Genomic DNA, 25,866 nt, shown 5'->3' with positions numbered 1-25,866 from the left:
ATCCCAACCGAAACTATTGCCGAAGGTGGCGAAAATCGGTTTAAACATCAGTTTCCCGGTGTGCCGCAGTTTAATAAGCTGGTTTTAAAACGAGGGCTGTTCCTGGGGTCTTTTGTTAGCCATTGGGCCCGCAACAGTATCGAAAACTTTGAATTTGATCCTAAAAATGTACTGATAAGTCTGCTGAATGATAGTCATATCCCATTAAACGTGTGGCATGTTTTTAATGCATATCCTACAAAGATTGATATTTCTGAATTCAATGCCGAACAGAATACCCTGGTAATTGAAACGCTCGAACTTACCTATCAGTACTTTAAACCAATGGGCCTTGATGATCTTGTTGCAGGGGCCGTGGGGGCTGTTGCGGGCGCGGTATCAGGTTCTGTAAGCTTTTAAATTATGCCAATTATAATTAACGAAATCGAAATTTCTGTAACTGTTTCTGATAGTAATTCAGCAGGCAGCACCGGATCTGTTGATGGCTCTTTAAAACAAGAGATCATTAAAGAATGTATTGAGCAGGTTATGGAAATTCTTGATAAAAAAAATGAACGCTGATGCTGGATATACTCAGTGGCTTATTGCCAGGTAAAGAAGCTCAAAAGCTCAAAATTGAATCATGGACCGATATTAACAGAAATGGCCCTGCCGAGAAAAAGTTTACTGCTTTTATTAATCCGGATGAGTTTACACTTAACTACACGGTTATAACAGAAAGTAACAATGCAGCTGGTGCTAACGGAAGCGCCGGGGGCTTTCTTGGTACCAGGCCATTAGAAGTAGCTTTAAAGTTTTTTCTTGATGGTACAAATGCCAATGGTGTAAAATTAGATGTTCCGGCTAAAATTAAAGAGTTTTATGAGGCGGTAGGTTATGATGGTAAAAAGCACCGTACCTGTTTCCTTAGGATAACATGGGGCCACCTTACATGGTTACGCACCAATCAGTATGAGTTTGATTGTGAGCTTAAAACCACCTCCATACAATATAAAATGTTTAAAAACGATGGCACGCCATTGCGTGTTATCATTAATGCAACATTTGCCGAAAAGCTTCCGGCCGCGGTAAGACAGGCAGAAGAAAGAAATTCATCACCAGACCTAACACATATTCGCATAGTTAAAGAAGGAGACACCTTACCGGCCATGGTACAAAAAATTTACGGCGATTTTAAATATTATCTTGAAGTTGCCAGGGTAAATAATCTTAAAAACTTCAGGGACCTGCAGCCCGGACAAAAATTGATTTTTCCCCCTTTCGATAAAAATGTAAAGCCAACCAGCAATGCCTGAAGAAAGAATTATTCCTGCGGTTAACACGGTAGCCGAATTTAAAATATTAATCAACGGCACCGAAATTCCCCGGTCAGTGCCTAAACTTTCGGTTAACGTAATGAAGATGGTAAATAAAATATCATCTGCAACAATTGTAATCCAGGATGGTGAGGCTTCAAATGGCGAGTTTCCGCTTACCGATGGGGACCTTTTTACTCCAGGCAACGAGATGGAGATAACCGCCGGCGATCCGGATAATAGCTTTAGCATATTTAAAGGAATTATCATTAAACAATCCATCAAAATAAGAGAATCGGTATCGCCAAACCTGATAATTGAATGTAAACATAAGGCCGTAAAAACAACTATAGGGCGTAAAAGTACATATTTTCATGATCTTACCGACGCTGATATCATCAGCCAGGTTTTAGAAAGTGACGGCTTTTCGTCTTCAGATCTGGAAATTGAATCAACCGATGTAACTCATAAGGAAATGGTTCAGTATAACAGCACCGATTGGGATTTTATATTGAGCAGGGCCGAGGCTACAGGCAATGTTATAATTACAAATGATGAAAAAATAGTTGCAAAAAAACCAACCGTTTCCGGAGACGCCACACTTTCATTACTGCATGGTGCAACCGTTATGGAACTTGATGCAGAAATGGATAGCAGAAACCAGTTTACAGCGGTAAAAAGTGTTTCATGGGATATGGCTAACCAGGCAAATGCCGAATCGGATGCTAATGACCCTGCTGACCTGGAAGAAGAAGGAACACTTTCTGTTAATGACCTTGCCACGGTTGCCGGTCCCGATGATTTTGTTTTAAATCATTCGGGTTCAATTACCTCAGAAGAGCGCCAGGCCTGGGCCGATGCGCAATTATTAAAATCGCGCCTGTCAAAAATAAGGGGCAGGGTTAAGTTTGATGGTATTGCCACCATAAATCCCGGCGATGTTATTGAGCTGCACGGCCTTGGCGATAGATTTAACGGAAAAGCTTTTGTTAGTGGTGTCAGGCAGGATTATTCAACTGTTTCCGGGTGGAAAACGCAGGCGCAGTTTGGCCACACGCCAGATTGGTTTATAGAAGAAAATACAGTTACCGCTCCCAAAGCAGGTGGTTTACTGCCGGGGGTTGTGGGGCTGCATACCGGCATTGTAACAGATAATGAAGACCCGGATGGTGAACAAAGGGTAAGAGTGAAAATGCCGTATATAAATGCCGATGATGATGGTGTATGGGCAAGAATAGCCCTTACCGATGCCGGTAATGAACGTGGAATGTTTTTTAGACCAGAGGTTGATGACGAAGTACTTTTAGGCTTTTTATATGACGATCCACGTCAGCCCGTAATTTTGGGTATGCTGCACAGCTCAAATAAGGTGCCGCCTATAAGTCCTACCAATGATAATTTTAAAAAGGGATATACTTCCAGGGAAAAACTGAAACTAACCTTTGACGACGAAATAAAGGAGGTTGTTATTGAAACCCCCGGAGAAAACAAAGTGATCATCAGCGATGATAAAAAGGGAATAAGACTGGAGGACCAGAATGGCCATATCATAACAACCGAGCCATCGGCCATTACTATTAAAGATTCAAATAGCAACCAAATAGTTATTGATGTAAATGGCGGACTTATTACAGTAAAGGGGAATACCAAAGTAATAGTTGATGCGCCGCAGATAGAATTGGTTGATGGTGCAGCGCATCCGCTGGTTTTTGGAGATGAATTGCTTACTTATCTTAACCAGATAGTTAACATTTATCAAACCCATATGCATCCCGGCGAGCTTGCTTTGGGGGCATTACCGGTAACTCCTGCACCACCTGTGCCGCCAATGCCGCCACCAACTCCGTCTTTATTATCGGTTAAAGTAAAAACAGGTTAAAATATGGCGCTTAAAGCAGGCACACCATCAGATTTTTCGGGCAGTATGGCCGAGGCTATACAAACTGCATTTAACAATCATTACCCCGAGGTAATGGGAAGTGCGGCCCCGCCGCCAAGTAAACAGATGCAGCTTTTATTTGTAGCCGTGGCCGAAGGTGTGATCAATCACCTTAAGGCACACCCCGAGGCTTTTAAAGTTAAAACAACTTTCAACGACGGAACGCTTTACGATGGCACCGTTGAGATTTCCTGACCAGTAATAAAATCTCTTGAAAATGGATAAGCTTAACAATGTTTCTGAACAGTCATTTTTAGGTAGGGGATGGAGTTTTCCTCCAACTTTTTCAAAAATAACCAGCCAGGTGTTAATGACCGCCGATGAGGCGGACATTAATAAGAGTTTAGAAATATTGCTTTCGACCACCATAGGCGAACGTTTCCTTCAACCTTTATATGGCTGCAACCTGGATGACTATGTGTTTGAAGCCATGAATGCGTCAACAGAAACTGCTATTAAAGTAACGGTAAAAAACGCGGTATTGATTTTTGAACCCAGGATAAAACTACTAACGATTGAGTTGCTGGATGATTTTTTATCAGAAGGGAGAATTGATATACTGGTTGATTACGAAGTGATCAATACAAATACCCGGTTCAACCTGGTATATCCGTTTTATTTAAACGAGGCTAATAACAAATCGGCATGAGTAATAAAGCCATTGACTACAAAGTGATTCTGAAACGCGATGGGCAAACTCAGCAACAGCGTATGCCCCAATTGCTGGATCCGGCCCTTGTGCCGGTTGATCAGCGAAGTAAGGAGGATCTGTATAAATACATTCAAAAAGTAGCAAAGCTGATCAAGTTTTACGATCTGAATCCCGCTAACCAAAAGTTGATTGAAAATGGTACCTGGGATAATTTTTTTGATAAAAGTATTGACGAAATGAATGACTTGGCGGCAAATGCTTCCCTGCCTCCTCATATTGCTTTGTTGGATAGCTTTTTTGAGCTGATGGAGCAGCCCAAAGCGCTAATGAATACACTCACCAGGCGCCATCTTGATTTTTATTACCAGGAAGTTTTAAAGCTGGGTAAAAACGCACCCGTGCCGGATAAGGCGCATGTTATTTTTGAGCTCAAAAAAAATACTGAAGATACCTTGCTTACAACAAACACAGCCTTATTGGCAGGCAAGGATGCTACTAAAAAAGATCTTAACTATATCTTAACACATGATATTGTAGTTAATGAATCAAAAGTGGCGCAGTTAAAGTCCCTTTATGTAAACCCGGTAAATAAAAATTACTTGCATCATGCACCCATAGCCAATTCAAAAGATGGCCTTGGCGCGGTTTTGGATCCATCAAACCCTAAATGGAATGGTTTTGGAAGTTCAGATTTTCCGGTGGCACAGGTTGGGTTTTGCCTGGCAAGTGATATTTTAATGATGAAAGAGGGTAACCGTAATATTTCGGTAAACCTAACTGTAAGAAACCTGGATGTTTCTGCTAAAAACGCAGTGTTAACAGCCAATCTTTTTAACATAAGTATAACAGGCGAAAAAGGATGGATAGGACCTAAGCTTTCGTCGGCTACTATAACTTCGGCAGATAACCAATTGTTCAGCGTTAAATTTACTTTTAATGTAAGTAAAGATGAACCCGCTGTAATTGCCTATAATAAGGCAACACATGGCAGCAATTTTGATACAATTCATCCAATACTGCAGGTGCTTGTTAATACCGATAAATATGATTTTGGGTACCATAATCTTATTAATGCCGAACTTGTTGATTCGACAATAGAAGTTAATGTAACCGGCATTTCTTCGCTCAACCTTGAAAATGATTTTGGAACGTTGAATGCCAAAAAGCCATTTACTCCATTTGGGCCTCTATCTGATAAAAATTCAAACTTTTATATCGGTCACCAGGAAACTTTTTCAAAACGATTGAAAGAATTTTCGCTTGATGTGAACTGGAAAAATATTCCGGATTCAAACCTGGCATCGTATTATGCTAATTATAACCAGTCAAATAACGGCAATGGCGATTTTAACGCAATAGCAGCCTTTAAAGATGGTTTTTCATGGCAGGAGCAATATAAATCTGTTCAGCTTTTTAATACCTCCAACGCACAGGCGGCAACAACCTGGAAGTTTACCAATCCTGCATTTCCCGTTTTGTTTCCGCTATATATTTTGCCGCAGTTTGTAACGCCTTATTATATAAATCCAGGGCAGTCAATACAGCAAACGGTAACCAATAAAATGTCATACCTGGTACCTGGGTTTTCAAACCTGCAAGCTAAAACCAATTTTGTAAAGGCCAAATCATCTTTAACGCTCCAGTTGTATAAACCCGTTCTTCAGTTGCTTCTTGACGTGTATAAAGATATCCGCAAGGGACAATTACAGCTCCGTTTAGATCATAGTTTCCTGTTTAAAGATTACCGTGAAAAATACACAGCAGAAATTTTAAGATACAGCAGGGACGGGGGTACGTTAAAACTTCCAGCAGAACCTTTTGCTCCCGAAATACAATCCATAACCCTAAATTATACAGCAACTACAGCCAAAATTAATTTTAGCGGAACCACGCTGAATGATTATGTAAATGAAGAAATTGAATTTTTTCAATACGGAGCGTTCGGGCAAATGCGTGAACATGCCTATACACGCAGTAAACATAGTTTTTTAAACAATGCACTTGTAAAACTGGTGCCTGAATATATTGACGAGGGGACATTGCAAATAGGCTTAAGCGGCCTTTATGCCGAAGATTCTGTATGTATGCTTTTCCAGGTAGCCGAAGGTAGCGCCAACCCGGATAAACCCAAAGTTGATATTACGTGGAGCGTACTTTGCGATAATTACTGGAAAACCCTAAGCAACGAGGATTTTATTTTTGATACAACAAATGGTTTATTAACAAGTGGCGTAATAAAAATAGTTGTCCCTCCTGAAGCAACTACCTCCAACACTATTTTAGCAGATGGTTTATTATGGTTTAAGGCTGCCATAAAAAATGATAGTGACGGGGTTTGTAACCTGCTCGATATACAATCAAATGCAGCCATCGCATCCTTTAACAACCAGGATAATGATCCATCGCACCTGGTGAATGCTATGCCGCCTAATAGCATAACAAAGCTTAAAAATGATAACGGCGGTATCAAAAAAGTAACACAGCCATACGCATCTTTCGGGGGCCGCTTAATGGAGGACGACCAGGCTTATTACATTAGAGTAAGTGAACGGTTAAGGCATAAAGAAAGGAGTGTAGCCATATGGGATTATGAAAGGATGATCCTAAATCATTTTCCTATGGTGCACAAGGTTAAGTGTATTAATCATGCCACAACTACTTCTTTTTATGCACCAGGTAATATCCTGATGATTGTGGTGCCCAATTTAACAAATCGCAACGCGGTTGATCCCTTTAAACCTAAGGTTGATAAAAACACCCTCGATCAGATTTATACATTTCTAACGCGGCATTCATCTGCCTGGGCCCAATTTCAGGTAATTAATCCTTTGTATGAACCCGTGAAAGTATCTGTAAAGGTTAAACTGAAAAAAGGATATGAGTTTAATTATTACGAAAAAATAATCGATCAAAAAATTCAGGGCTTTTTATCACCCTGGATATCTGACGCTGGTAACGACCTCCATTTTGGCGGCAAGGTAACCAAGTCGATGATCATTAAATTTTTAGAAGATCTGGAATATATAGATTACCTGACCGCCTTTTCGCTGTACAAATATTCACCGGATAAACAGGCGTTTGGCCATAATATTGAAGTTGCCGAGGCATCAAACCCGGCATCTATATTGGTATCGGCAACACATCATGATATCAGTAACGACTGATACTGCATTTGTATTCGTCTTTCATTATAAAATGAGCAACAGCTCAATCATTTTAAATTGAACAACAAGATAACCCATGAGTGATGTACTAACTATTTCATCGCAAAAACCGCAAAACAGCGCTTTTGATTTTGAAGAATTAAGAAGGGTTGGAGTTGACCATATTGAAAAAACTGCATCCGCTATCTGGACAGATTATAATATACACGATCCGGGTATTACTACGCTTGAATTGCTTTGCTATGTAATTACCGATTTAAGCTACAGGGCCAATAACAGCATCCCAGATTTACTTGCTACGCCTGCCGATACAAAAGCAAATAGTCTCAAACATTTCTTTTCGGCCGGTAAAATATTTCCCAATAAACCGGTAACAATTAATGATTATCGCAAATTGCTTATCGATATCGTAGGTGTTAAAAATGCCTGGTTGCAAAAAAGAATCATTCCAATTTTTGCGGATATCAGCCTTAAAAAGCTACAATTTACACAACCTAAAAGCTTAAAATGGGAGCCGGTAAACGTGCAGGGCTGTTACGATGTGCTTATTGAGTTTGATACCAACGTTGCCGAAGTAAATAAACAGGTTATTAAGAATAACGTGGGTAAGGTGCTGATGCAAAACCGTAGCCTTTGTGAAAACTTTTTAGCCATAAACGAAGTCTCCAAACAAGAATTTCGTATTTGTACAGAATTGGAGCTGAAGCCCGGAGCAGATCCGTTTGATGCAGTTGCCCGGCTTTTTTTTAATATTCAATTATACCTTACGCCCTTTATAAAGTTTTATTGGCTTAAAGATCTGTTGGCGCAGGGTTATACAACTGATGTAATATTTGAAGGGCCAATGCTTACGCACGGCTTTATTAAAGAAGAGGAATTAAATAGCTCCGACCTTAAAACAGAAATTCATTTATCTGATATCATGCAGCAGATATTGAATGTTGATGGCGTAACTAATATTCTTGATATCATTTTTAACCCGACAGACCAGGTAACCGAACTGCCAAACAAATGGATAATCCCGGTAACAAAAGGTAAACAACCAATAATCAATATCCTCGATTCCAATATTTTGATCTATAAAAATGGGATTCCGCTACGGCCTGATTTGAATATTATTAAAAATAGGTTTAATAAGTTGATGAGCGATTACATAGTTGGCAATGACCTGGTGTTAACCGAAGATATTGCTTTTGATAGCGGTAGCTTTATTGATGCCGGTAACTATTATTCTTTTCAAAATCACTTACCCAAAAACTATGGTATAAGCCATTGGGGGCTGCCCGGCGATGCTACCGATGAACGCAAAGCGCAGGCGAAACAATTGCAGGGGTATTTGTACTTTTTTGATCAGCAATTGGCAAACTACGTGTCGCAGCTTTCACATTTAACTAACCTGTTCTCGGTAAACCCCGAATCAGCTACTTATTTTACACAAGCAGTAAAAAGCTTTAAAAATGCCGATGCTTTATTTGTAAATAAAAATACAATAAGCGCGGATGTTCAGTCTGCTGCTGAGGATAAGCTTACTTATTATAAACGGAGAAACTTATTTTTGGATCATTTGCTTTCACGATTTGCCGAATCATTTTTTGATTATGTGAATGTGTTGTATTCGGGCTTTACCTCAAACCCTAAAGATGTTATAAGCCCCGCAGTAGTAAATCCTGATGATATTATCCAGGATAAAATTGATTTTCTTAAAAACTATCCTGAATACAGCTCCAAACGGTTCAGTGGATATGATTATACCGATGCCGGTAAAATATGGGATACCGATAACATAAGCGGACTGGAGAAAAGATTGCAACGGTTGCTGGGCTTTGATAATATTAGCAGGCGCAACCTGGTGAATTTAAATACTGTTATTCAGCATGGTCTTAATGCAGCTAATAATGATGAATATTGGTTTCGCATTGTTGATTATCGTGCCGGAAAAATCCTGTTGGAGGGTGCTGTAAAATATCCCGGACAGGAAGAGGCTGCGTTTGACCTGGATGATGCACTTACCTTACTTTATACCCCTTCAAACTTAAAAATTGTTAAAAATGCCGATAACACTTTTTCATACCAGGTTTTAAATGCAGGTAAAGTCATAGGCGTCAGTATCACAAAATATGCATCGGCTAACGCTGCTGGCGTTGATACCGCAAAACTGATATTGTTGGTAACAAAGACAAGGGCAGAGGAGGGAATGTTTTTAATTGAACATTTATTGCTTTTACCTAACCAGGAAATTCAACCGCCTGCAAGTCCGCCATCATCACCTCCGGCAGCATCCTATGATGGCTTTTTGCCTATTTGTGTTGATGATAGCTGTAAAAGTTGCGATGATAAAGATCCGTATTCATTCCGCATGAGTGTTGTTTTACCAGCTTATGCACCCCGTTTTCTTAATCTTGGTTTCAGGCAGTTTAGCGAGCAAACTATCCGGATGGAAGCTCCCGCTCATACTTTCGTAAAAATATGCTGGGTTAGTAACGAGCAATTGGTTGAATTTCAGGATGCATATAAAGACTGGCTTAAAGTTAAAGCGGGTATAGCCGCCGATGTTGGTAATATCAAATTAAACAGGTTCATTACCATTTTTACAGCACTAAGAACAGTATACCCGGTTGCACGTTTGGAGGACTGCAAAAGCAGCGAAGAGCGTACACTTTTTTTATTGAATCAAAACGCATTGGGAACACTTAAAACATAAAATTATGGGTAACGTACTCGATAACATCAGTAAAGACAATACCCGCTTTACTATTTTTGAAAACGACCAGGTATTAACTGCCGATCAGTTAAATGATTTATTTAATTACCTGGATGTTCAAAACCGGCTAACCCGCACGCAGGCAATCGGGGTTGGTATAATTGCGGGTCTCGAGATAGGGCTGCTGGAAAACAAGCACCTTGTGGTATCAAAAGGTGTAGCCATTACTACAGATGGCGACCTGCTACAGTTTGAAACCGACCAGGAGTTTGATCAGTATGATACCTTCGAGGATAAAAATGCAAAGTATCCTTACTTTCACCTGGATAATGACAAACCTATTCCAATGTTCGAACTTCGCAACAGCAAGTTAGTTGGCTCAGTACCGGGTAAAGATCTGTCAACGCTTGAGGGTACAACCAGCACGGCATTTAAGGATTATGTAGGTATACTGTACCTGGAAGATTATGATAACGATCCGGATCTGTGCACAGGAACTGATTGCGATAACAAGGGTATAATTGCAGTTAAGGATCTTAAGGTTTTGCTTGTTCATAAAAACAACGTGCGCACACTTTTACAAAGCATGCCATCTATGAATAAGGATTATTTTTCGCTTGATGATCTGAATATTCCCAGGGTAACTGTAAGTACTGCAATTGATACTTATGCCGAGCTGAATGCGTCTTTTAATAATGTGCTGGCGGTTAAGGATGATATAAAAAATAAGTTAACAAAGGCCTACCAGGTATGCCGGCTTATTGTAGAGGATGAGTTTGACAGCGGCGACCCAACCACAAACTGGGGAACATTGCTTGATCAGTACTTTACTGCCGCAACAACTACGTCAACCCAATATGTATATGATTTTGCAAGGGATATAAGCTATGCTTACAATGAAATGCGCGAAAGCCTTTTCTCCAACGATATGCTGATCTCTCCGGATGTTGATCTGTTTCCCAAACATGTATTGCTTGGTTTGATCAGAGATGCAACCGTAAAGAATCCCATTGTTGTTTTTCCCGACATCAGGATACCCATAAGAGAATTGCCTACAACCAGGACAATAGCAATAAATAGTTTGCTGAATCCGCGGGTTAGTTTATTGAGCAATATACGTTTTAACCTTGGCAGCCTCATTCGCAGGTTCAACCCGGTATTGATCGATCTGGAATACCGCCATCATTTTTATGAGTCGCCAATTTTGAATAGTAACGATGAGTCTGATGAGCTTACCCGGTTTTGCTTTATGCGAATACACAGCATGATCACTAATTTTAAGGTGCCAACTGCTGCTGAGCTTCAAAACCTTGATCGGGGCCTTAAAATTACGCCAAGCCTTTATGAGGATGCCGAGTTAGGTAAAAGAAGTATTCCTTTTTACTATAGATTTAATGCAAATTTACCATTAAACCTATACTGGAACTTTAAGGCAAACAACCGGAAAAGAGAAAATAAAATACTCTCATATTCTGCCGGTCAATATGCCCCAAATGATGCAGCGACTTTTAACCCCCTGTTGTTTAATATTTTGCCCTATAACTTCTTCAGAATTGAAGGGCACATTGGGTTTAAACGGGCAGATGTTGAAGCTGCACTTAATAAAGTGATCTTAGATAATAATTTGCCAATAAATATTCAATCTGTCCAGGTTGAGAAAAAGCTGGAAACTATCCCACCCAGAGCCTGGTATTTTCCACATTTATATATGTACGAAAAATCAATAAAGAGCACTTTTATTGACAGATTGGATAATGCTGATATAATAAATGATAACCTCCAGACTAAAGACCAAACCGTGCCGGTTACTGAGTTTAAAACAGCAAGGCAAAGTGTGCTCGATAATAGTCTTGACATTGCTAACCCCAAATTTAGTCTCCTGAGTTACCGTTCTGCAGTTTCAAATGTAATTACTGCTGCAACCAATGTGAAAGCTCAAACCAAACAATATACCTTTTCAAATACTGCAATTCCTCATGATTTTATTCTTAATTCTGATGTTATCAGGAAAACGGATGTAATTTCAGGTATTTACCAGGATTCTCTTGTAAAGAAAAAAACAGGGCTTATGCTGGGTAACTTTATGAAAGACAATCCCGGGCTTGAACACGCCGGCGGTGTTTTACGTGGGGGGACTTTTGTATTGGTATATACGGCCGATGACCAAATAGTAATAGCTGATTTCATGTTGCCATATGCCAGCATTGATAAGGATATTGTGCCTAATCCACCGGTTTACATACCACTGCCTTTGCCACTACCAGACGGTACACCAATTATTCCTAAATTCCCAATTGACAACGTATTTGAATTTAAACCAAATTATGTGAAACATTTTGAAGCTAACATACTTCCGTATGCCAAGGAAACAGATATTGATGATGCCGTAACTAAAAAGGTAACGTCAACAATTGATCTTAAAATGGCCGTTACAAATGCCAGAATTGACAGCATCGCGCCGCAGATAGCCAGTTTTAGCACTCGGTTGGACGATAATTCATCGCTGTTTAAAACAGTGCTTACCAAGGATGCCAGTATAAAAACGCTCCCAACAACTGGCTTAACTTTTGCCAACCAGGATCTTACAGCCGAAGTAGAGAACTTCCGTCAAAAACAAATTGAAGTGCAACAACTTGCAGCTAATGATCCTACCAGGGTTGAAAAGGAAACCGAGCTTGTGAAAGCAGCGGATGCTATAACTGTAAAACTAAATGATCCGGCAATTACAAGTGATGTTAATAGCGCGGTTGCAGTAAAAAGCATTTTAGCCGATGTACACAGCGGTACAAGCCTTGTTCAAAATGCCAATTTACAAAAACAGGTTGCTGTGATAACAAATCGCGCAAATGTTATAACCAGGGGCTTTAATAAATAATTGTGAACGGAGATGTAATAATCTGTAAACAAAAGATCAGGATACAAGCCTGTAATGAAAAACTTGCGTTTGATTGCAGGCAGTATATAAATGGAATAGCTAACCATGAGTTATTGAGAATGCTTGAGCGGGTATTTCATCAAACCATGAGTTCTGGCAATATTTTGAAAATAGATTCGCTTAAAATTGATCTTGGTGTAATACCGGCAAATGAATTTAACGACAATTTTATAAGGATAGCAGAGCAAAAAATCATTAACGAATTGGTAAAGCAATTTGAAGCCAGCCCGCAAAATATGCAAGCTCAGGAATCGGCCGGGAATAACCGGTCAGCAGCGCATGAACCGGGAGCATCTTTACAATATGTTGATCAAAAACAACAAAATGGTTCGGCATTATTTTTCTTTTTAGAAAAAGGGCACTATCCCTGGTGGTTCAAAAAAGATCAAAGACAAACGCCAGCCGAACTTCTTGCCAGGCTGGATACTGCCGGGCAAAGCAACCTCCTGCTTAAGCTCATATCCAAAACACGAAATTCATCAGCAAAAGATGTTGAACAACTGGTAAAACGCCTGGTTGATTATCTTGATGATACAGCTTGTAATAATTACATTGGTCAAATTATTGGCTTACTTAACAATGCTGCGGTTAAAGTAAATGTGGATATGCTCCTTAGCCAAAAGGAACAGTTTATATCCCTTTTCAGGATCTCTTTAAAAGTATTTTATGAACAGGTGCTCAGCTTTGTTTTATTACATACTGATGAAAGCAATTTCTTTAAAACGTTTTTAAATAAATTGATGAGCTTATTCCCGGTTACCATCCATGAAATGAAAAACAGGATTAATACGCTTGATGCAGATAAAGTTTTATATGAATCGGTAATACAAACAAGTAATCTGGCTGATCCTGCTGAAAGGTTAAAAACTGATGCCGAAACCAGGCTGAACAATCAAAAGCTTGTAAACAATAATACTCAACTTAACAGCGAAGGGCTATATGTTGAAAACGCCGGCCTTGTTTTGCTTCATCCATTTTTACCTGCTTATTTTCATGGTTTAAAGCTTGTTGATGAGAAGAACCAGTTTGTATCTGTAGAAGCGCAAACTAAAGCGGCTGTATTGCTTTACTATTTGCAATGCGGCGACGAAGAATATAAAGAATGGGAAATGTCGCTCAATAAAATTTTATGCGGATTGAATACCAGTGAGTTCATTGCAAACGGCATTAAACTAACAGAAGATGAAAAGGAAGAATCGGGAGTATTGCTGCAAACCGTTATTGACTATTGGCAGGCATTAAAAGGACCGGGGATTACGGCGCTACAAAATACATTTATACTTCGCGAAGGAAAGGTGACCTATAAAAACGATCATTGGTTAATACAGGTTGAACGAAGTGGCTTTGATGTTTTGCTTGATCGTTTACCCTGGGGTATTGGTACAATAAAGCTTCCGTGGCTTAAAGATTTAATTTATTGCGAATGGTAGGCGAGGCTCCCTTACTAAAAAAGGACGCGTATCATTTAAACGCGTCGGACCTGCTTGACGAGATCATGTGGTTTCAAAGTGTGCTTCAGGCACGCTTGAAGAGTTATTTGGGCGAAGAGTCGGCAATAGATTCAGCTTACAGTATAACTCCACCCGAATTATCAGCCGATAAATCTGTTTATAATGAATTTATTGACTTTTATAAACTAACATTTTCTGAAAGGCTGGTATTAATGCTTGCCTTATTGCCGCATATTTGCCCACAAGTGCTTGATGCGTTTTTTACCCGCAATCAATCTAAAGATCGCGGCAATACAGAATTTGGCGGGTTGAAAGGAACGGCGCACAGCGGCTTTTTACCCACCGGAGAAACAGCTTTGTTTTTACTTGCCGGCAATGATCTCAGCAAACGTTTTAAAGCCCAGCAGATATTTGATACCGATCATTTGTTTAGGGTTCATAATATTTTATGGCTGGCTTCTTCGCCGGCAAATGAGCCTGTATTTAGTGGGCAATTATTAATTAATGACGAATATGTAGATCTGTTTACCAGCGGCACACTTCGTAAACCCTCGTTTAGTATGGATTTTCCCGCCAAAAGGATCACTACAACTCTTGCCTGGGACGACCTGGTGCTCGACAGGCATACCATGCAGCAATTAAACGATATAAAAATATGGCTGGAGCACGGTAAAACACTCATGAATGAGTGGGGCATGAAAAAACAGTTAAAACCGGGGTATAAAGTATTATTTCATGGCCCGCCGGGCACAGGTAAAACGCTTACTGCCGGGTTGTTTGGCAAACTTGCAGGAGTTGATGTTTACCGGGTTGATCTGTCAATGGTTGTTTCAAAATACATTGGCGAAACCGAAAAAAACCTCGAAAAAATATTTGTTAAGGCCGAGCATAAAAACTGGATATTGTTTTTTGATGAAGCAGACGCCTTATTTGGCAAAAGAACTTCCATCTCAGACGCTCATGATAAATATGCTAACCAGGAAATAGCCTACCTGCTTCAGCGGCTTGAAGATTATAACGGCCTGGTAATTTTATCATCAAATATGCGCAGCAATGTTGATGAAGCTTTTGGCCGCAGGCTGCAATCTGTTATTTATTTCCCGGTACCTAAAAGCCATGAGCGTTTTGCACTATGGCAAAACGCATTTAGCCATAAAACAACTTTATCAGATGACATTGATTTGTATACCATTGCCGATAAATATGAGCTTGCAGGCGGCTCGATAATAAATGTTGTTCAATATGCATCCCTTATGGCCCTGCATCGCAGAGAAAATGTGATACGCCAGGCTGATATATTGGAAGGCATAAGAAAAGAATTCAGGAAAGACGGAAAGACCATTTAAAAAGGAGGAAGTATGTTTGCTACAGCTAAAAATACAGATATTCAAGCAGGCACCGGATCATATAATAATGAGGAAGCAACCATGGGGAATGATCTTTCTGTTCAACCTAAACTAACGGTAGGGAGTTCTGATGATCATTATGAAAAGGAAGCCGACTCAATGGCCGACCACGTGATGAATACACCCGACAATACGTTTGTTCAACGTAAATGTGCTGAATGTGAAAAAGAAGAAGAATTACAAAGGAAACCATTGGCCGGCGATGTGACACCACTGATCCAGGCAAAAGGAGACGCAGGCGTTGCAGTAAGCGAATCAACCTCAAATTCAATTAAATCTTCTGTAGGCAAGGGTGTAGCTCTTGATCAGCAAACAAATTCATTTATGAGTAAACGTTTTGGTCGTGATTTCAATAATGTGAAAATCCATTCAGATGGTGAATCGGCTAAACTTAGTAACAATCTGCATGCAAAAGCATTTACTGTAGGGAAGGATATATATTTTAATCAGGGCCAGTATCAACCAAACTCAAACAACGGCAAACATTTGCTGGCGCATGAATTAACGCATACTATTCAACAGAGCGATAGCGCACAAAGGGTGCAGAAATTAGATCTTTCACTGCATTCATTTAACAAAGGCACATGTGGCGAACGAGATGTTCAATGGGTATTTGCATTGAGCAGTCCTGCACCGGATGATGGTTACATTGTTCAGCATATCAGATCATTAGAAACTAAGGCCGATTGCCCATCGGATATTAGTTATACAGAATTGGCGCCAAAATTAGAGTTTTGGGAAGCCTGGAAAATAAATAAAGGTGACAAACTTGACTGGACAACTGTTAGAGATGCCTGGACAGATGGAAGTACGAGACCGCCGCAACCTAATACCAGCGGAACACAAACCTCATTGGGAACCATTAAATTTTTTACCAAGGCTGTAACCGGAGACCTTGGAGATTTTAATGTTGCACCGGCCGGAAGTAGCAGCTGGGGGCCTGGTAAAGAGCCAACAAGCGGCGCCTTACCCTCAACTAAATCCGAACCTTCGTGGTTTAACGGGGCTGCAACAGAAGGGCCAGCCTCGCGCTGGGCAAGTTCATGGTGGAATTGCTGCGGTGAAGAAAGTAAACATTTTAATAAAGTTGATTCAAAGCCATAAATGGAAAATGCAATAAGCCAGGCAAAAGAACTCATAAGTAAATTAAAGCCCTGGAAAGACGGGAATTTTACCAATGCAGACTGGGCTTTATATTTTGAATGCGCCCGGCTTATACAAAAAATGGGTTCGCGTGATATTATTCACCTTTTTGAAGGTGAAAGGAGCATATTTACTCATAAGGATAATAATGATGTATTGCAGTCACGGCTGTTTATTCTTTTAAGAATCATTTTTGATTTACCTGTTAACGCAGATATTTCATTAAGGAGGTCTTTTAAAGGCTGGGAAAACTGGCCCAGCGAAGACGAAGAAAAGCAAGTTAACCTAAGTTGGCCGGTTAATTGGAGAGACGGTGAGCCTTATATTGAAGATACCTACCAGGGCTCAATGGGTAAGCCCTATGCTTTGATAGATGAATTTAACTACTTCAAAAGCTTATTTAAGTATCGGAAGATCTGACAGGTTTTAACCGGCGGGGGCTTTTATATTGCCCCGGCGGGATTATGATCCGGCTTGCTTCACTGTTTTAAAACTGTATTTTTTCCTGGTTATATAATTTCATTAATATTTTGTGAAAAAAAAAGTTGCTGTTTCAGAACCCGTTGCTACATCTGCTGCAACCGTACAGCAGCAAGGTTTGCCACAAAATGATGTGTCGTCTGAAGGAAATGTGGCTGGCTTGTTCCTTCAGGCTAAATTAAGCGTTGGCGCACCTGATGATCCACTCGAACATGAAGCCGATACTGTTGCAGATAAGGTGGTGAATATGCCCGGGAGTACATTTATTCAGCGTAAAGCCCACTTTGATGAGGGGGAAAAAGTACAGCATAACCCGCTTACACAATCAGTTCAAAAGAAAACCGATATCGCTGGTACAGCGGTACCCGCTGATGTAAGCGGGCAAATTGAATCATCAAAGGGGAGCGGTGATACTATGGATCGGGGAACTAAAAGCTTTATGGAAAGCCGTTTTGGAACCGAATTTTCTGATGTTAAAATTCATGCGGATGCCGGGTCAAGCCAGCTTTCAAAAGCTTTGAATGCACAGGCATTTACCGTAGGAAAAGATATTTATTTTAACCAGGACAAATATAATCCCGGCACCGAGAGCGGAAAGAGATTGCTGGCCCATGAACTTACCCATACTATTCAGCAGGGCGACACACCACAGTCGGTTCAAAGAGATACGGATGTTGTTGATATGCCGCCAATAACAATAACCGCAGGCATGCCGGATACAAGTTCATTGTCTACACCTGTCCCGGCCGGTAGTATGACAGCAAGCAGACCACAGGCGGATATTGAGTTAAATAGCCAGCTACCAGAAACTGTTTTACCTTTTACAGCCGGCGGATGGGACGGAAATGATATTGCCAACAAGCTGGGGCAGTATGATCGTATTCCCGGTACTGATAGCGATGCTGTTCGTTGTGTGCAGTCGGTGGCATTAATGAGTCATATTTTAATGGGTCCCGCGGCTGCAATAAGTTACTTATCTGCAATCTCGCTGCAGGGGCTTTTACAGACGCCCCAGGTTGGCACACGGGAACGAACTGCAATGAGGGTCATTGATTTTGTTAAATCAAGAATTACAAGCAGGCAGGCTACTTATGGCAATATGTATTGGGCAATGGAGGCAGTGCATGACCTCTTTTTTGCCGATAATGTTGGTACACCTGCTGCAAATGCCAATACAGTTCGTAGCCAGATAACCCCGGGTTTCGATTTGTCCCAAAATATGGTGAATATGGATGTTTGGTGCAATAATAGGGCAGAGTTGCTAACCCAGGCATCATCACTCAATCCAGGTGAGCAATTAATGCTAAATACATGGGCGGTAAGCTTTAATTCAACGTTTGATATGGCAGGTTTGCCAACTACACAACAAAGCAGTACAATTACCCAGGTTGATGAACAAGGCAATCACCCAAGAAACGTCTTTATAAGGAGGATTGATGCATCACATAAGCCCGGGGCAAATCAAATAGATAATAACAGGGATAGTAAAGCAGGGCATCAGATGCTTATTTATAAAGATTCTGCAGACAGTCACATTAAAATGTATGAGCCCGAAATTACAACATCAGGTATGCATTTGTTTGATCTTACAACAGACCCTTCTGTAATTGATACCTCACTTTTTGCTGATCAGCCACGATTTGAATTATATCATTACCTTCAAATTTGGGGTAAAATTGTTCCCTCTGCATTAACTGCGCCAATTAGCCCTTAATGGTGTTGATAGTGTAAAAGCAGATATAGGCAAAATTTCTAAGTAGCCTTGTATACAGCTTGTACATTACAGTTTAAAACGCCTGTGTTTTTATAAATAAATATTTCTTTAGTGAAGGAGAGTGCAGTTAATGAGGCTGTTACTACCCCTGCTGCAATTGTTCAACCTCAAGGCTTGCAGCAACATGATGTATTACCTGTTGAAACCGGGTACGGTTTGTTCTTTCAGGCTAAGCTAAGTGTGGGGGCACCGGATGATCCGCTGGAAAAGGAGGCGGATGATACGGCTGATCGTGTTATGCGTATGCCCGAGGCATCATTTATCCAACGAAAATGTGCTCATTGCGACGAAGAAGAAAAGATCAACAGAAAAGAAATTACGTCAACTCCGCAATTGGTACAACGGGACGGTGAAAATGAAGAAACTCCACAGCCACAACAACAAACTACCCCAGCGGCGCCGCTTCCTTTCCATTTAATCAATCCTGCAGAGCTTCAACTGCGTGTACCGCAACTACCCCGAATTTCGCTTTTCCCAACAAGGCTTCCATCTACAGGGGTAACAACACTTTCTATGTCAGATACCGGGGCAACCGCTGCACCTGCCAACGCCATAGACTGGTTTGCCATGAACCGCCCGTTTTGGAACAGGGGAGCGGGGCAAATCTCGGATGGTGATTTCAGCGCAATTGAAACTCACTGGAATTACTCCTTTCAGTTTTTTCGCTCAATTGGTGCTTCTGCCGGCCATGCAACTTTCTTCTCAAATTTGCTCGTTCCCATGGCTATCGATTCTTCATTGCAACGGGATCATCCTACATGGTGGGAAACTACAGATCATGAATTGGGCACCTCATCAAAAATCATAAGTCCAACTTTACTGCGTTTTGATCTAGATAATCTTTTTGGCACCATCAGGCCCATCTGGGATCCGTCTAATCCATACCAGATCCAGCGGAAAAGTGAGGCATCCGCTCCCGGAGTTGCCAGTGAAAATACAACTGCCCAAATCAACTCTTCCAAAAATAGCGGAAGCCCCATGCCCGAACATACCCAAAGCTTTATGGAAAGCAGGTTTGGGTATGATTTTTCGGATGTAAGGATTCACGCAGGTAACGATGCCGCAAATATGTCGCGTGATTTAAATGCGAAAGCCTTCACAGTAGGTAATAATATATACTTTAATCATGGAAATTTTTCGCCTGATACATTTGGCGGGAAACAATTGCTTGCACATGAGTTAACCCACACATTACAACAAGGTGGAAGTAGTGTAAAAACGAAGCCTTTGCAAAAAAATGTTTCCGAAAGCACTGCAACTAACCAAACGGAATCTTTTATTCAGCGAAAATTAAACCACGCCGGGGCTGTACAGTTAGAAACAAGTGCTGTACCTCAAACTGAAATTAAGCCCGATATTCCTGATCAAAAAAACATAACAGGTTTACAATCAGTATATAGTGCTGCACCTCCTGATGATTCCCCTCCAACGCCAACTTCAACCGGAAGCATAGGTATCCAAAAGAAGGAGGATTTTAGCAGTATGGGTAGAACTGATACCCCTGCTGATTTTTTGCAGTCACAGGCAATCCAAACAGATATTGAGCCTAAAGACATCCCCGGGGTTAACTTCATCCAACGAAAATGTGCAGCATGTGAACAGGATGAAAAAATACAACGGAAAGAATCTCCGGGCGTTTTTACTTCAATTCAGCAACCTCTGCAGGTTGCCGGTATCAATAATGTTTCAAATACTCCACAGCAGCGTATTCAACGAAACGCTTTCACTTCCGCATTGGGTAGTGCCTGGGACGCTACAGGCGGCAGAGTTGTATCCGCTGTAGGGGATGCTGCTTCAAGCGCAATTGAGTGGGTTGAAGACCAGGCCGAAAGTATCATTGAAAGAATAGCTCCTGGTTTACTTGATTTCTTAAGGGGCGACATTATTGATAATATTAAGAATTTACTGGCGCGTGCGGTGGATGCTGCAACCGGTGGTTTATTCAGCCGGTTACAGGCCGAAGGCTTGCAGGGCATACTCGAAGATTTTATAAGCAGCTTAATTGATACCGTTTCTGGTGGTGTTGAAAGGGGATGCCAGGCTTTTGCTGTGCTTGCCCAAAAAATACTTGATTTTATAAGAACGCTTGGCGGTGCTGCCCTGCAGCGGATCCGCGCCTTTTTTCAACAGGTTGGCGGCTTGTTATCCTCTTTTTGGAACAACTTTGCTTTGCCGATATGGGATGCCATTAAGGCTGTCGCCGGCACTGTTTGGGAATGGATTACCAGTACAGCTGCCTGGTTATGGGAGTTGATAAGGCCTATACGCGAAACCATTGCACGGGCCTGGAACTGGCTGATGCGGCAGTTCGGTATAGCCTGGCGGGCAGGTGGCTCGGTACTTGATTGGATAAAGGGAAAAGCTGAGCAAGCCTGGAACTGGCTGATGGAAGCCATAGAGCCAATTAAAACCCCGCTGATGGTTATTGGCGGCATTTTGCTTATGTTATCGCCATTAGGGCCGGTTGTAGCAATTGGTGCCGGTGCATATGCCATTTACCGGGGCGTTCAATGGGTTCGTGCCAACTGGAATAGTGAAGTTTTTGTTCGTTTCAGAGCATATCTGCAGGAGAATATACTGGATGTAATTACCTCCGGAATTGAGACACTTAAAAATAATGTTGTTGGAGCTTTTAACTGGGTAGCCAATACATTGCTATCGTTGCAGGAACCAATAGTTTCACTTTTGGAAAATATTGGCGCTATTGCGGTTTTCAGGTTTATACAGCGTGGTATTCAAAGTTTTGCAAATATAATCAGGCGGGTAGTAACCTGGGCCGGGGCAAGGCTTACCGAAATTGGGCACCACATTATTAACGTAGCCAGGGATATCTGGGAATTTATTCGCCCGTATGCAGAAATTGTTGCAAAACTTACTTTCCTGGCAATAAATCCATGGTTAATCCCTATTGTACTGGCAGCCTGGGCCTGGAGGGTATTGCCGGATTGCTTTAAGCCACCTATCATCAATTTTGTGATCCAGATTATGATAAGTGTTTTACAGAATTTGCCGGATTTTAAACTGTTTGGCGATACCTGGCCACAGGTTAAGCAGCAAATTATTCAATTTTTGCAAAGAACCTTAGCAGCTGACGAAGAAGAAAAAATTGCAGCTGCAAACAGGGTAGCCCGTATGGTTTCAGAACTTGACCTGGAATTGATAAGTAACCAGATTGAAGCTGCGCGGCTAATGCCCGGAGAGTTTGAAGGGCAAATGGAAGAAGAACTATTAGGAGCTGATTTAACGGTTCCATTACCATTTGAAAGAACTGAAGAGCCAACGCTGATGCAGCAGGTGCAATCATCGGGAGTTGAAAGTGAAATTGCTGCCGAGGATATGAGCTTATTCCAAAAAAGCACATATACCCAAAGTGATATAGATGTTGACCAGGTAGCTCCTCTTGAGCTTGAACCCGAATTGGTCCAATCAATTTTACACAGGACCAGTAGTAGTGGGGGTGAGGTGGAATTTGGCAACTCAACAGACAGTACAAGAACTGTTCATGATATATTGGGGGGAATGCTTCCGCAGGATGGAACTTCAGGTACCGGTGGGGTAGGTATTCCGGCCATAGGGGCAGCCCCGGATTCGGCTGATGTTGCCCAGCCTGCCGTTGATGCGGCTCCGCAAGGTCCCCCACTATCCCGCGAGGAAGAAACTGAAAGCCGGCTCCAGGAAATGATGGCCCAAAGTGAGCAAAATATGCTTTCGCAGGCCTGTAATGCATCGCAGGAGCATGCTGGCGGACAGGCAGAAACAGCAACACCATTTCCAGAATCCGCTAAATTTGGTCCGCTCAGCCGCGGTCAGCGCGCACGTTACACCTTAAACCAAATGTACACTGGTTTGCGGCGGTGGTTTGGCTGTAATAGCAGCTGGCTTATACCTACTATTATTGGGGCTATAGTATTACTGGTTGTTGCCGAGGTTTTAACCGGCGGCGCGGTTACTGCAGCATTACCTGTAATTATGGAAGCTGTTACAACCATAATGATTGGGGTGGCTGTTGTAAGAGGAGCCTATTACCTTGGCGAGTATGTTTACAAATCAATAGCCGGTGATATTATAGGAGCCGCAAAATCATTGGCGCGCTCAATTGCTGTTGCAGCTGTTGAAGCCATTTTTGCTGTACTTGGCAGTGATGCCTTCTGGAAATCATTAAAGTCTGGAGCGGCGGCTGTTGGCCGTGTTGTAGCCCGCGCCGGCAGGGCGGTGGGGCGTGCTTTTCCAACACTTGGCAGAGCAGGAAGAGCCATCTTATCCTCAATTCACGCTGTTGTTGAAAGGGGGCGGCTGATCATGCGCGGAATAGGTGAGCGCGCCGGCAGAGGTATGAAAACGCTGGATGAATTTGCTGAAAGATTGTTTTCACGGGTTCGTTTCAGGAGGTTTAGGATCAGGTTTGAAAGGCGGAGGTTTCTGCTTGAAGGATACATTAATCCGTGGGTGCTGCTGGCCACAGGCGATGTTGAATTTATTGAGCAGGGCGATCTGCGTGTTGTAGGTGCTGCCGATGATACAGCAAGATTAGGCGACGATGTATTTATACGCGGGGGAAGACAAAAAGGGATTGTTGTTGGGGTTGAAAGCAGCCCGCGCCAGTTTATTGACGATATTAATGCCTTATCACAAAACGCCAGGCGAGACCTGCAGCGCGATTTAAGACGGGCAGGTAACAGGCAGGCGCGTCGTGCTTTTATTGAGATGCGGGAGAGTACTGCCGAGCTTAGAAGAGGAATTGCTGGCCTGCAACCAGGTAGCTTCCAGGCTCATCACGTTATTCCGAGAGAACTGCGGTCAACTTTTCAGGATTTGTTTGATAGGGTGATTCCACCATTTAATATTGAAGATGGTTTGCGAAACGGTATCATGGTTCCGCCGGATGCTGCCACTTTAGCCGATGCCATCTTAACCAACCCTAATGTAGCAACACATTTTGGTAACAGTGCTTTTCACCTGGGCTCGCACCCAAATTATACTTTGCTGGTACAAACAAGGTTAACTTCCATACGGTCAGGCTTACATGCCGGAACCATAACTCCAGGCCAGGCACGTGTATTAATAGATGATTTGATAAGAGATGCACGCATAAGTATAACAAATGGCGCAGGTGTGAGTTTAAACAACATAGTATTTTAATAATGGTTTACAAACAACTTTTACCCTGGGCAGATGAGGACGTGTTAGAATTTAACAGGTTTGAATGCGCTGCTTCATTTAAAGAAAAAATGTATAAGGGCCTGCCTATAAATGATGAGCAGGCCCCGCAGATTTTCATTAAAGACCCATCAAAAAAAATACCCGATTTTTTATCCGGGATAGGAATGGTTTTACCGGTTACCTCGGTTAAGGCTACAAACTTTTTTAAGGCATCGGCCGACGTAAAATTCATTCAGTTTATTAAGCCTGAAATGATTAACTATGAAAAAAAAGAAGAGTTCACCATTTTAAACATTTTGCACGTACTCGATGCTTTAGATTGGGACAGATCAGATTACGACCTATTTGACGAACCTGGCCCCGGCGGTAACAAAGTGATCAGAAAAATGAGAAAATTAATTTTAAAAGAAGATGTAATAAACGGAAGAAATATTTTTTACCTAAAGGAATTTCCTTCAGTTATTTATATATCTGAAAAACTTGAAAATGAAATGATAAAATCTGAAATTAAAAACTTCAGAACGCTTCCTGTTTAAAAATCAAAGTGTCCCGTTTTTTACAGCCCTGTCAACAAGTTGCAAAATGTTTTTACAGTTTGATCTGCTCAGCATATTTCGCCTGTGATTATTGATGGTGTGGATACTTATATTAAGTTCTTCGGCTATCTCTTTACTACCTAACCCTTTACTGGCGAGCTTTAAAACATCAACCTCCCGTTTACTAAGTAAATCATTGCTATCTTTTGAATAGTAGCACTTATTTTCAACTACACGCCTTTGCCTTTTTTCGTCAAACTGCTCAATAAGGTGGTTTATTTTTGAATCATTTTTAAAATAAGTGATATCAGTTAATGAATTAATTGATGCAACAGGTATCCGGTCATATTCATTAAAAAGATAACGGGTTCGCTGAATTACAACAGACCATGCATTACTGAAATTTTTAACCCTAAAATTTGTTGTGAAAATATATTGACAGCTATTTTCCTTGGTATGATGTGCCAGGAATGACATTTGATCAGGAAATATCTGCTCGTTAAAAATACTAAGATCCTCTTTATTCCGAATTTCATTCAAAAATGAAGGGGTTGTTTTAAATAGAAAATCTGAAGAATATCCAAGAAACTTATCCATGTTAAAAAGGCGGAACGAATAGGAGTTTTCCGTGTAGTCAATTGAATATAACACCGAAGGAAATAAATCTTTGTTTAAAGATTCATGGTCAAACTGGGATAATAATTCTGGCACTTCGGGAACGTGCGTCCCATTTCTTTTGCGGGAATACTTTAAAAAATCATAATAGGATGATTGATAATTATCTTTCATAGCGGGATGATTTGTGTAAAGGTTTATAACTGTTTCTTAGTTAGAAAAAATTCATTTTGCTTGTTAATCTTTAATAAATTTATTTAAGTAAATATAGGATAGAAATGATTTTTGATTAAGCGTATAACTACGTGAACTTCTACGTAGTAGTACCCGAGTTCATGAATTACTTTACAGCGGTCAAGTCGTATTGCGATCAATAGTGTCAAAACATCAGGGCAAATCTTTAATCTTATAGTGTCTGTATCGGTTATAGATTGGTAAAAAGATGATACTTTTCCTTGTAATATTTTAAACAGGTTGGTACACTACCATCTATATACAACACATCATTTATATAATGTAATCTTTTTAGGGGCGAAAAGATATTTAATCACAACTTAGGTTGTGCTAATTTAAGTAAAAAATATTCAAGATCAATACGAGTTTTAGGGTATTTGA

General features: G+C 41.1%; 17 protein-coding genes. 16 read left to right on the top strand and 1 reads right to left on the bottom strand.

The window, feature by feature from the left end; translation table 11 throughout:
• The 16 genes from AC1DO4_RS26280 to AC1DO4_RS26205 form a co-directional block, all read left to right on the top strand.
• Positions 1–399, top strand: a 399-nt coding sequence (locus AC1DO4_RS26280) for a phage tail protein (protein WP_477420735.1), incomplete at its 5' end; no start/stop codon positions are given.
• 3 nt (positions 400–402) lie between these two features.
• Positions 403–561 (top strand): DUF5908 family protein, encoded by a 159-nt coding sequence (locus tag AC1DO4_RS26275; RefSeq protein WP_477420734.1) that lies wholly within the window; start codon positions 403–405, stop codon positions 559–561.
• On the top strand, positions 561–1,295 hold the full coding sequence (locus AC1DO4_RS26270) for a CIS tube protein (protein WP_477420733.1): 735 nt from the start codon (positions 561–563) through the stop codon (positions 1,293–1,295). Before AC1DO4_RS26275 ends, AC1DO4_RS26270 begins: the two co-directional genes overlap by 1 nt.
• A complete protein-coding gene (gene vgrG / locus AC1DO4_RS26265) occupies positions 1,288–3,174 on the top strand; it encodes a type VI secretion system tip protein VgrG (RefSeq protein ID WP_477420732.1) in 1,887 nt (628 codons plus the stop codon). Before AC1DO4_RS26270 ends, vgrG begins: the two co-directional genes overlap by 8 nt.
• A gap of 3 nt (positions 3,175–3,177) precedes the next feature.
• Positions 3,178–3,429, top strand: a complete 252-nt coding sequence (locus AC1DO4_RS26260) for a hypothetical protein (RefSeq protein WP_477420731.1) — start codon at positions 3,178–3,180, stop codon at positions 3,427–3,429.
• Between the two features lie 22 nt (positions 3,430–3,451).
• Positions 3,452–3,883 (top strand): GPW/gp25 family protein, encoded by a 432-nt coding sequence (locus AC1DO4_RS26255; protein WP_477420730.1) that lies wholly within the window; start codon positions 3,452–3,454, stop codon positions 3,881–3,883.
• Positions 3,880–7,050 carry a hypothetical protein gene (locus AC1DO4_RS26250; RefSeq protein ID WP_477420729.1) on the top strand — a complete coding sequence of 1,057 codons (3,171 nt, stop codon included), beginning with the start codon at positions 3,880–3,882 and terminating at the stop codon, positions 7,048–7,050. Before AC1DO4_RS26255 ends, AC1DO4_RS26250 begins: the two co-directional genes overlap by 4 nt.
• Before the next feature lie 76 nt (positions 7,051–7,126).
• On the top strand, positions 7,127–9,751 hold the full coding sequence (locus tag AC1DO4_RS26245; RefSeq protein WP_477420728.1) for a hypothetical protein: 2,625 nt from the start codon (positions 7,127–7,129) through the stop codon (positions 9,749–9,751).
• Positions 9,752–9,755: 4 nt separating this feature from the next.
• The gene (locus tag AC1DO4_RS26240; protein ID WP_477420727.1) at positions 9,756–12,626 is read left to right on the top strand and encodes a hypothetical protein; all 2,871 of its coding nucleotides are present in this window, start codon (positions 9,756–9,758) and stop codon (positions 12,624–12,626) included.
• Positions 12,627–12,628: 2 nt separating this feature from the next.
• On the top strand, positions 12,629–14,116 hold the full coding sequence (locus tag AC1DO4_RS26235; protein ID WP_477420726.1) for a contractile injection system tape measure protein: 1,488 nt from the start codon (positions 12,629–12,631) through the stop codon (positions 14,114–14,116).
• Complete coding sequence (locus AC1DO4_RS26230; RefSeq protein ID WP_477420725.1) at positions 14,110–15,483, top strand: ATP-binding protein; 1,374 nt, start codon at positions 14,110–14,112, stop codon at positions 15,481–15,483. Before AC1DO4_RS26235 ends, AC1DO4_RS26230 begins: the two co-directional genes overlap by 7 nt.
• Before the next feature lie 12 nt (positions 15,484–15,495).
• Entirely contained in the window at positions 15,496–16,647 is a 1,152-nt protein-coding gene (locus AC1DO4_RS26225; RefSeq protein WP_477420724.1) for an eCIS core domain-containing protein, read from the top strand.
• Positions 16,648–17,106 (top strand): hypothetical protein, encoded by a 459-nt coding sequence (locus tag AC1DO4_RS26220; RefSeq protein ID WP_477420723.1) that lies wholly within the window; start codon positions 16,648–16,650, stop codon positions 17,104–17,106.
• A gap of 112 nt (positions 17,107–17,218) precedes the next feature.
• A complete protein-coding gene (locus AC1DO4_RS26215) occupies positions 17,219–18,880 on the top strand; it encodes an eCIS core domain-containing protein (protein ID WP_477420722.1) in 1,662 nt (553 codons plus the stop codon).
• A 111-nt stretch (positions 18,881–18,991) separates the two neighbouring features.
• Positions 18,992–24,079 (top strand): eCIS core domain-containing protein, encoded by a 5,088-nt coding sequence (locus AC1DO4_RS26210; RefSeq protein ID WP_477420721.1) that lies wholly within the window; start codon positions 18,992–18,994, stop codon positions 24,077–24,079.
• A 2-nt stretch (positions 24,080–24,081) separates the two neighbouring features.
• Positions 24,082–24,636: an imm11 family protein gene (locus AC1DO4_RS26205; protein WP_477420720.1), complete on the top strand. Its 555-nt coding sequence runs from the start codon at positions 24,082–24,084 to the stop codon at positions 24,634–24,636.
• A 3-nt stretch (positions 24,637–24,639) separates the two neighbouring features.
• On the opposite strand, the gene AC1DO4_RS26200 is transcribed toward AC1DO4_RS26205, so the two are convergent.
• Positions 24,640–25,425: a response regulator transcription factor gene (locus tag AC1DO4_RS26200; RefSeq protein WP_477420719.1), complete on the bottom strand. Its 786-nt coding sequence runs from the start codon at positions 25,423–25,425 to the stop codon at positions 24,640–24,642.
• Between the last annotated feature and the right edge of the window lie 441 nt (positions 25,426–25,866).

This window comes from Mucilaginibacter sp. P5_A6, from assembly GCF_056400585.1.
Note: the sequence above shows the minus strand (reverse complement) of the source record. Positions and strands in the feature narration are given on the sequence as shown.

Coding starts and splice junctions, on each gene's coding strand:
- AC1DO4_RS26200 (WP_477420719.1), bottom strand. CDS start 25,425: ATGAAAGATAATTATCAATCATCCTATTATGATTTTTTAAAGTATTCC.
- AC1DO4_RS26205 (WP_477420720.1), top strand. CDS start 24,082: ATGGTTTACAAACAACTTTTACCCTGGGCAGATGAGGACGTGTTAGAA.
- vgrG (WP_477420732.1), top strand. CDS start 1,288: ATGCCTGAAGAAAGAATTATTCCTGCGGTTAACACGGTAGCCGAATTT.
- AC1DO4_RS26270 (WP_477420733.1), top strand. CDS start 561: ATGCTGGATATACTCAGTGGCTTATTGCCAGGTAAAGAAGCTCAAAAG.
- AC1DO4_RS26220 (WP_477420723.1), top strand. CDS start 16,648: ATGGAAAATGCAATAAGCCAGGCAAAAGAACTCATAAGTAAATTAAAG.
- AC1DO4_RS26275 (WP_477420734.1), top strand. CDS start 403: ATGCCAATTATAATTAACGAAATCGAAATTTCTGTAACTGTTTCTGAT.
- AC1DO4_RS26240 (WP_477420727.1), top strand. CDS start 9,756: ATGGGTAACGTACTCGATAACATCAGTAAAGACAATACCCGCTTTACT.
- AC1DO4_RS26255 (WP_477420730.1), top strand. CDS start 3,452: ATGGATAAGCTTAACAATGTTTCTGAACAGTCATTTTTAGGTAGGGGA.
- AC1DO4_RS26230 (WP_477420725.1), top strand. CDS start 14,110: ATGGTAGGCGAGGCTCCCTTACTAAAAAAGGACGCGTATCATTTAAAC.
- AC1DO4_RS26225 (WP_477420724.1), top strand. CDS start 15,496: ATGTTTGCTACAGCTAAAAATACAGATATTCAAGCAGGCACCGGATCA.
- AC1DO4_RS26260 (WP_477420731.1), top strand. CDS start 3,178: ATGGCGCTTAAAGCAGGCACACCATCAGATTTTTCGGGCAGTATGGCC.
- AC1DO4_RS26250 (WP_477420729.1), top strand. CDS start 3,880: ATGAGTAATAAAGCCATTGACTACAAAGTGATTCTGAAACGCGATGGG.
- AC1DO4_RS26245 (WP_477420728.1), top strand. CDS start 7,127: ATGAGTGATGTACTAACTATTTCATCGCAAAAACCGCAAAACAGCGCT.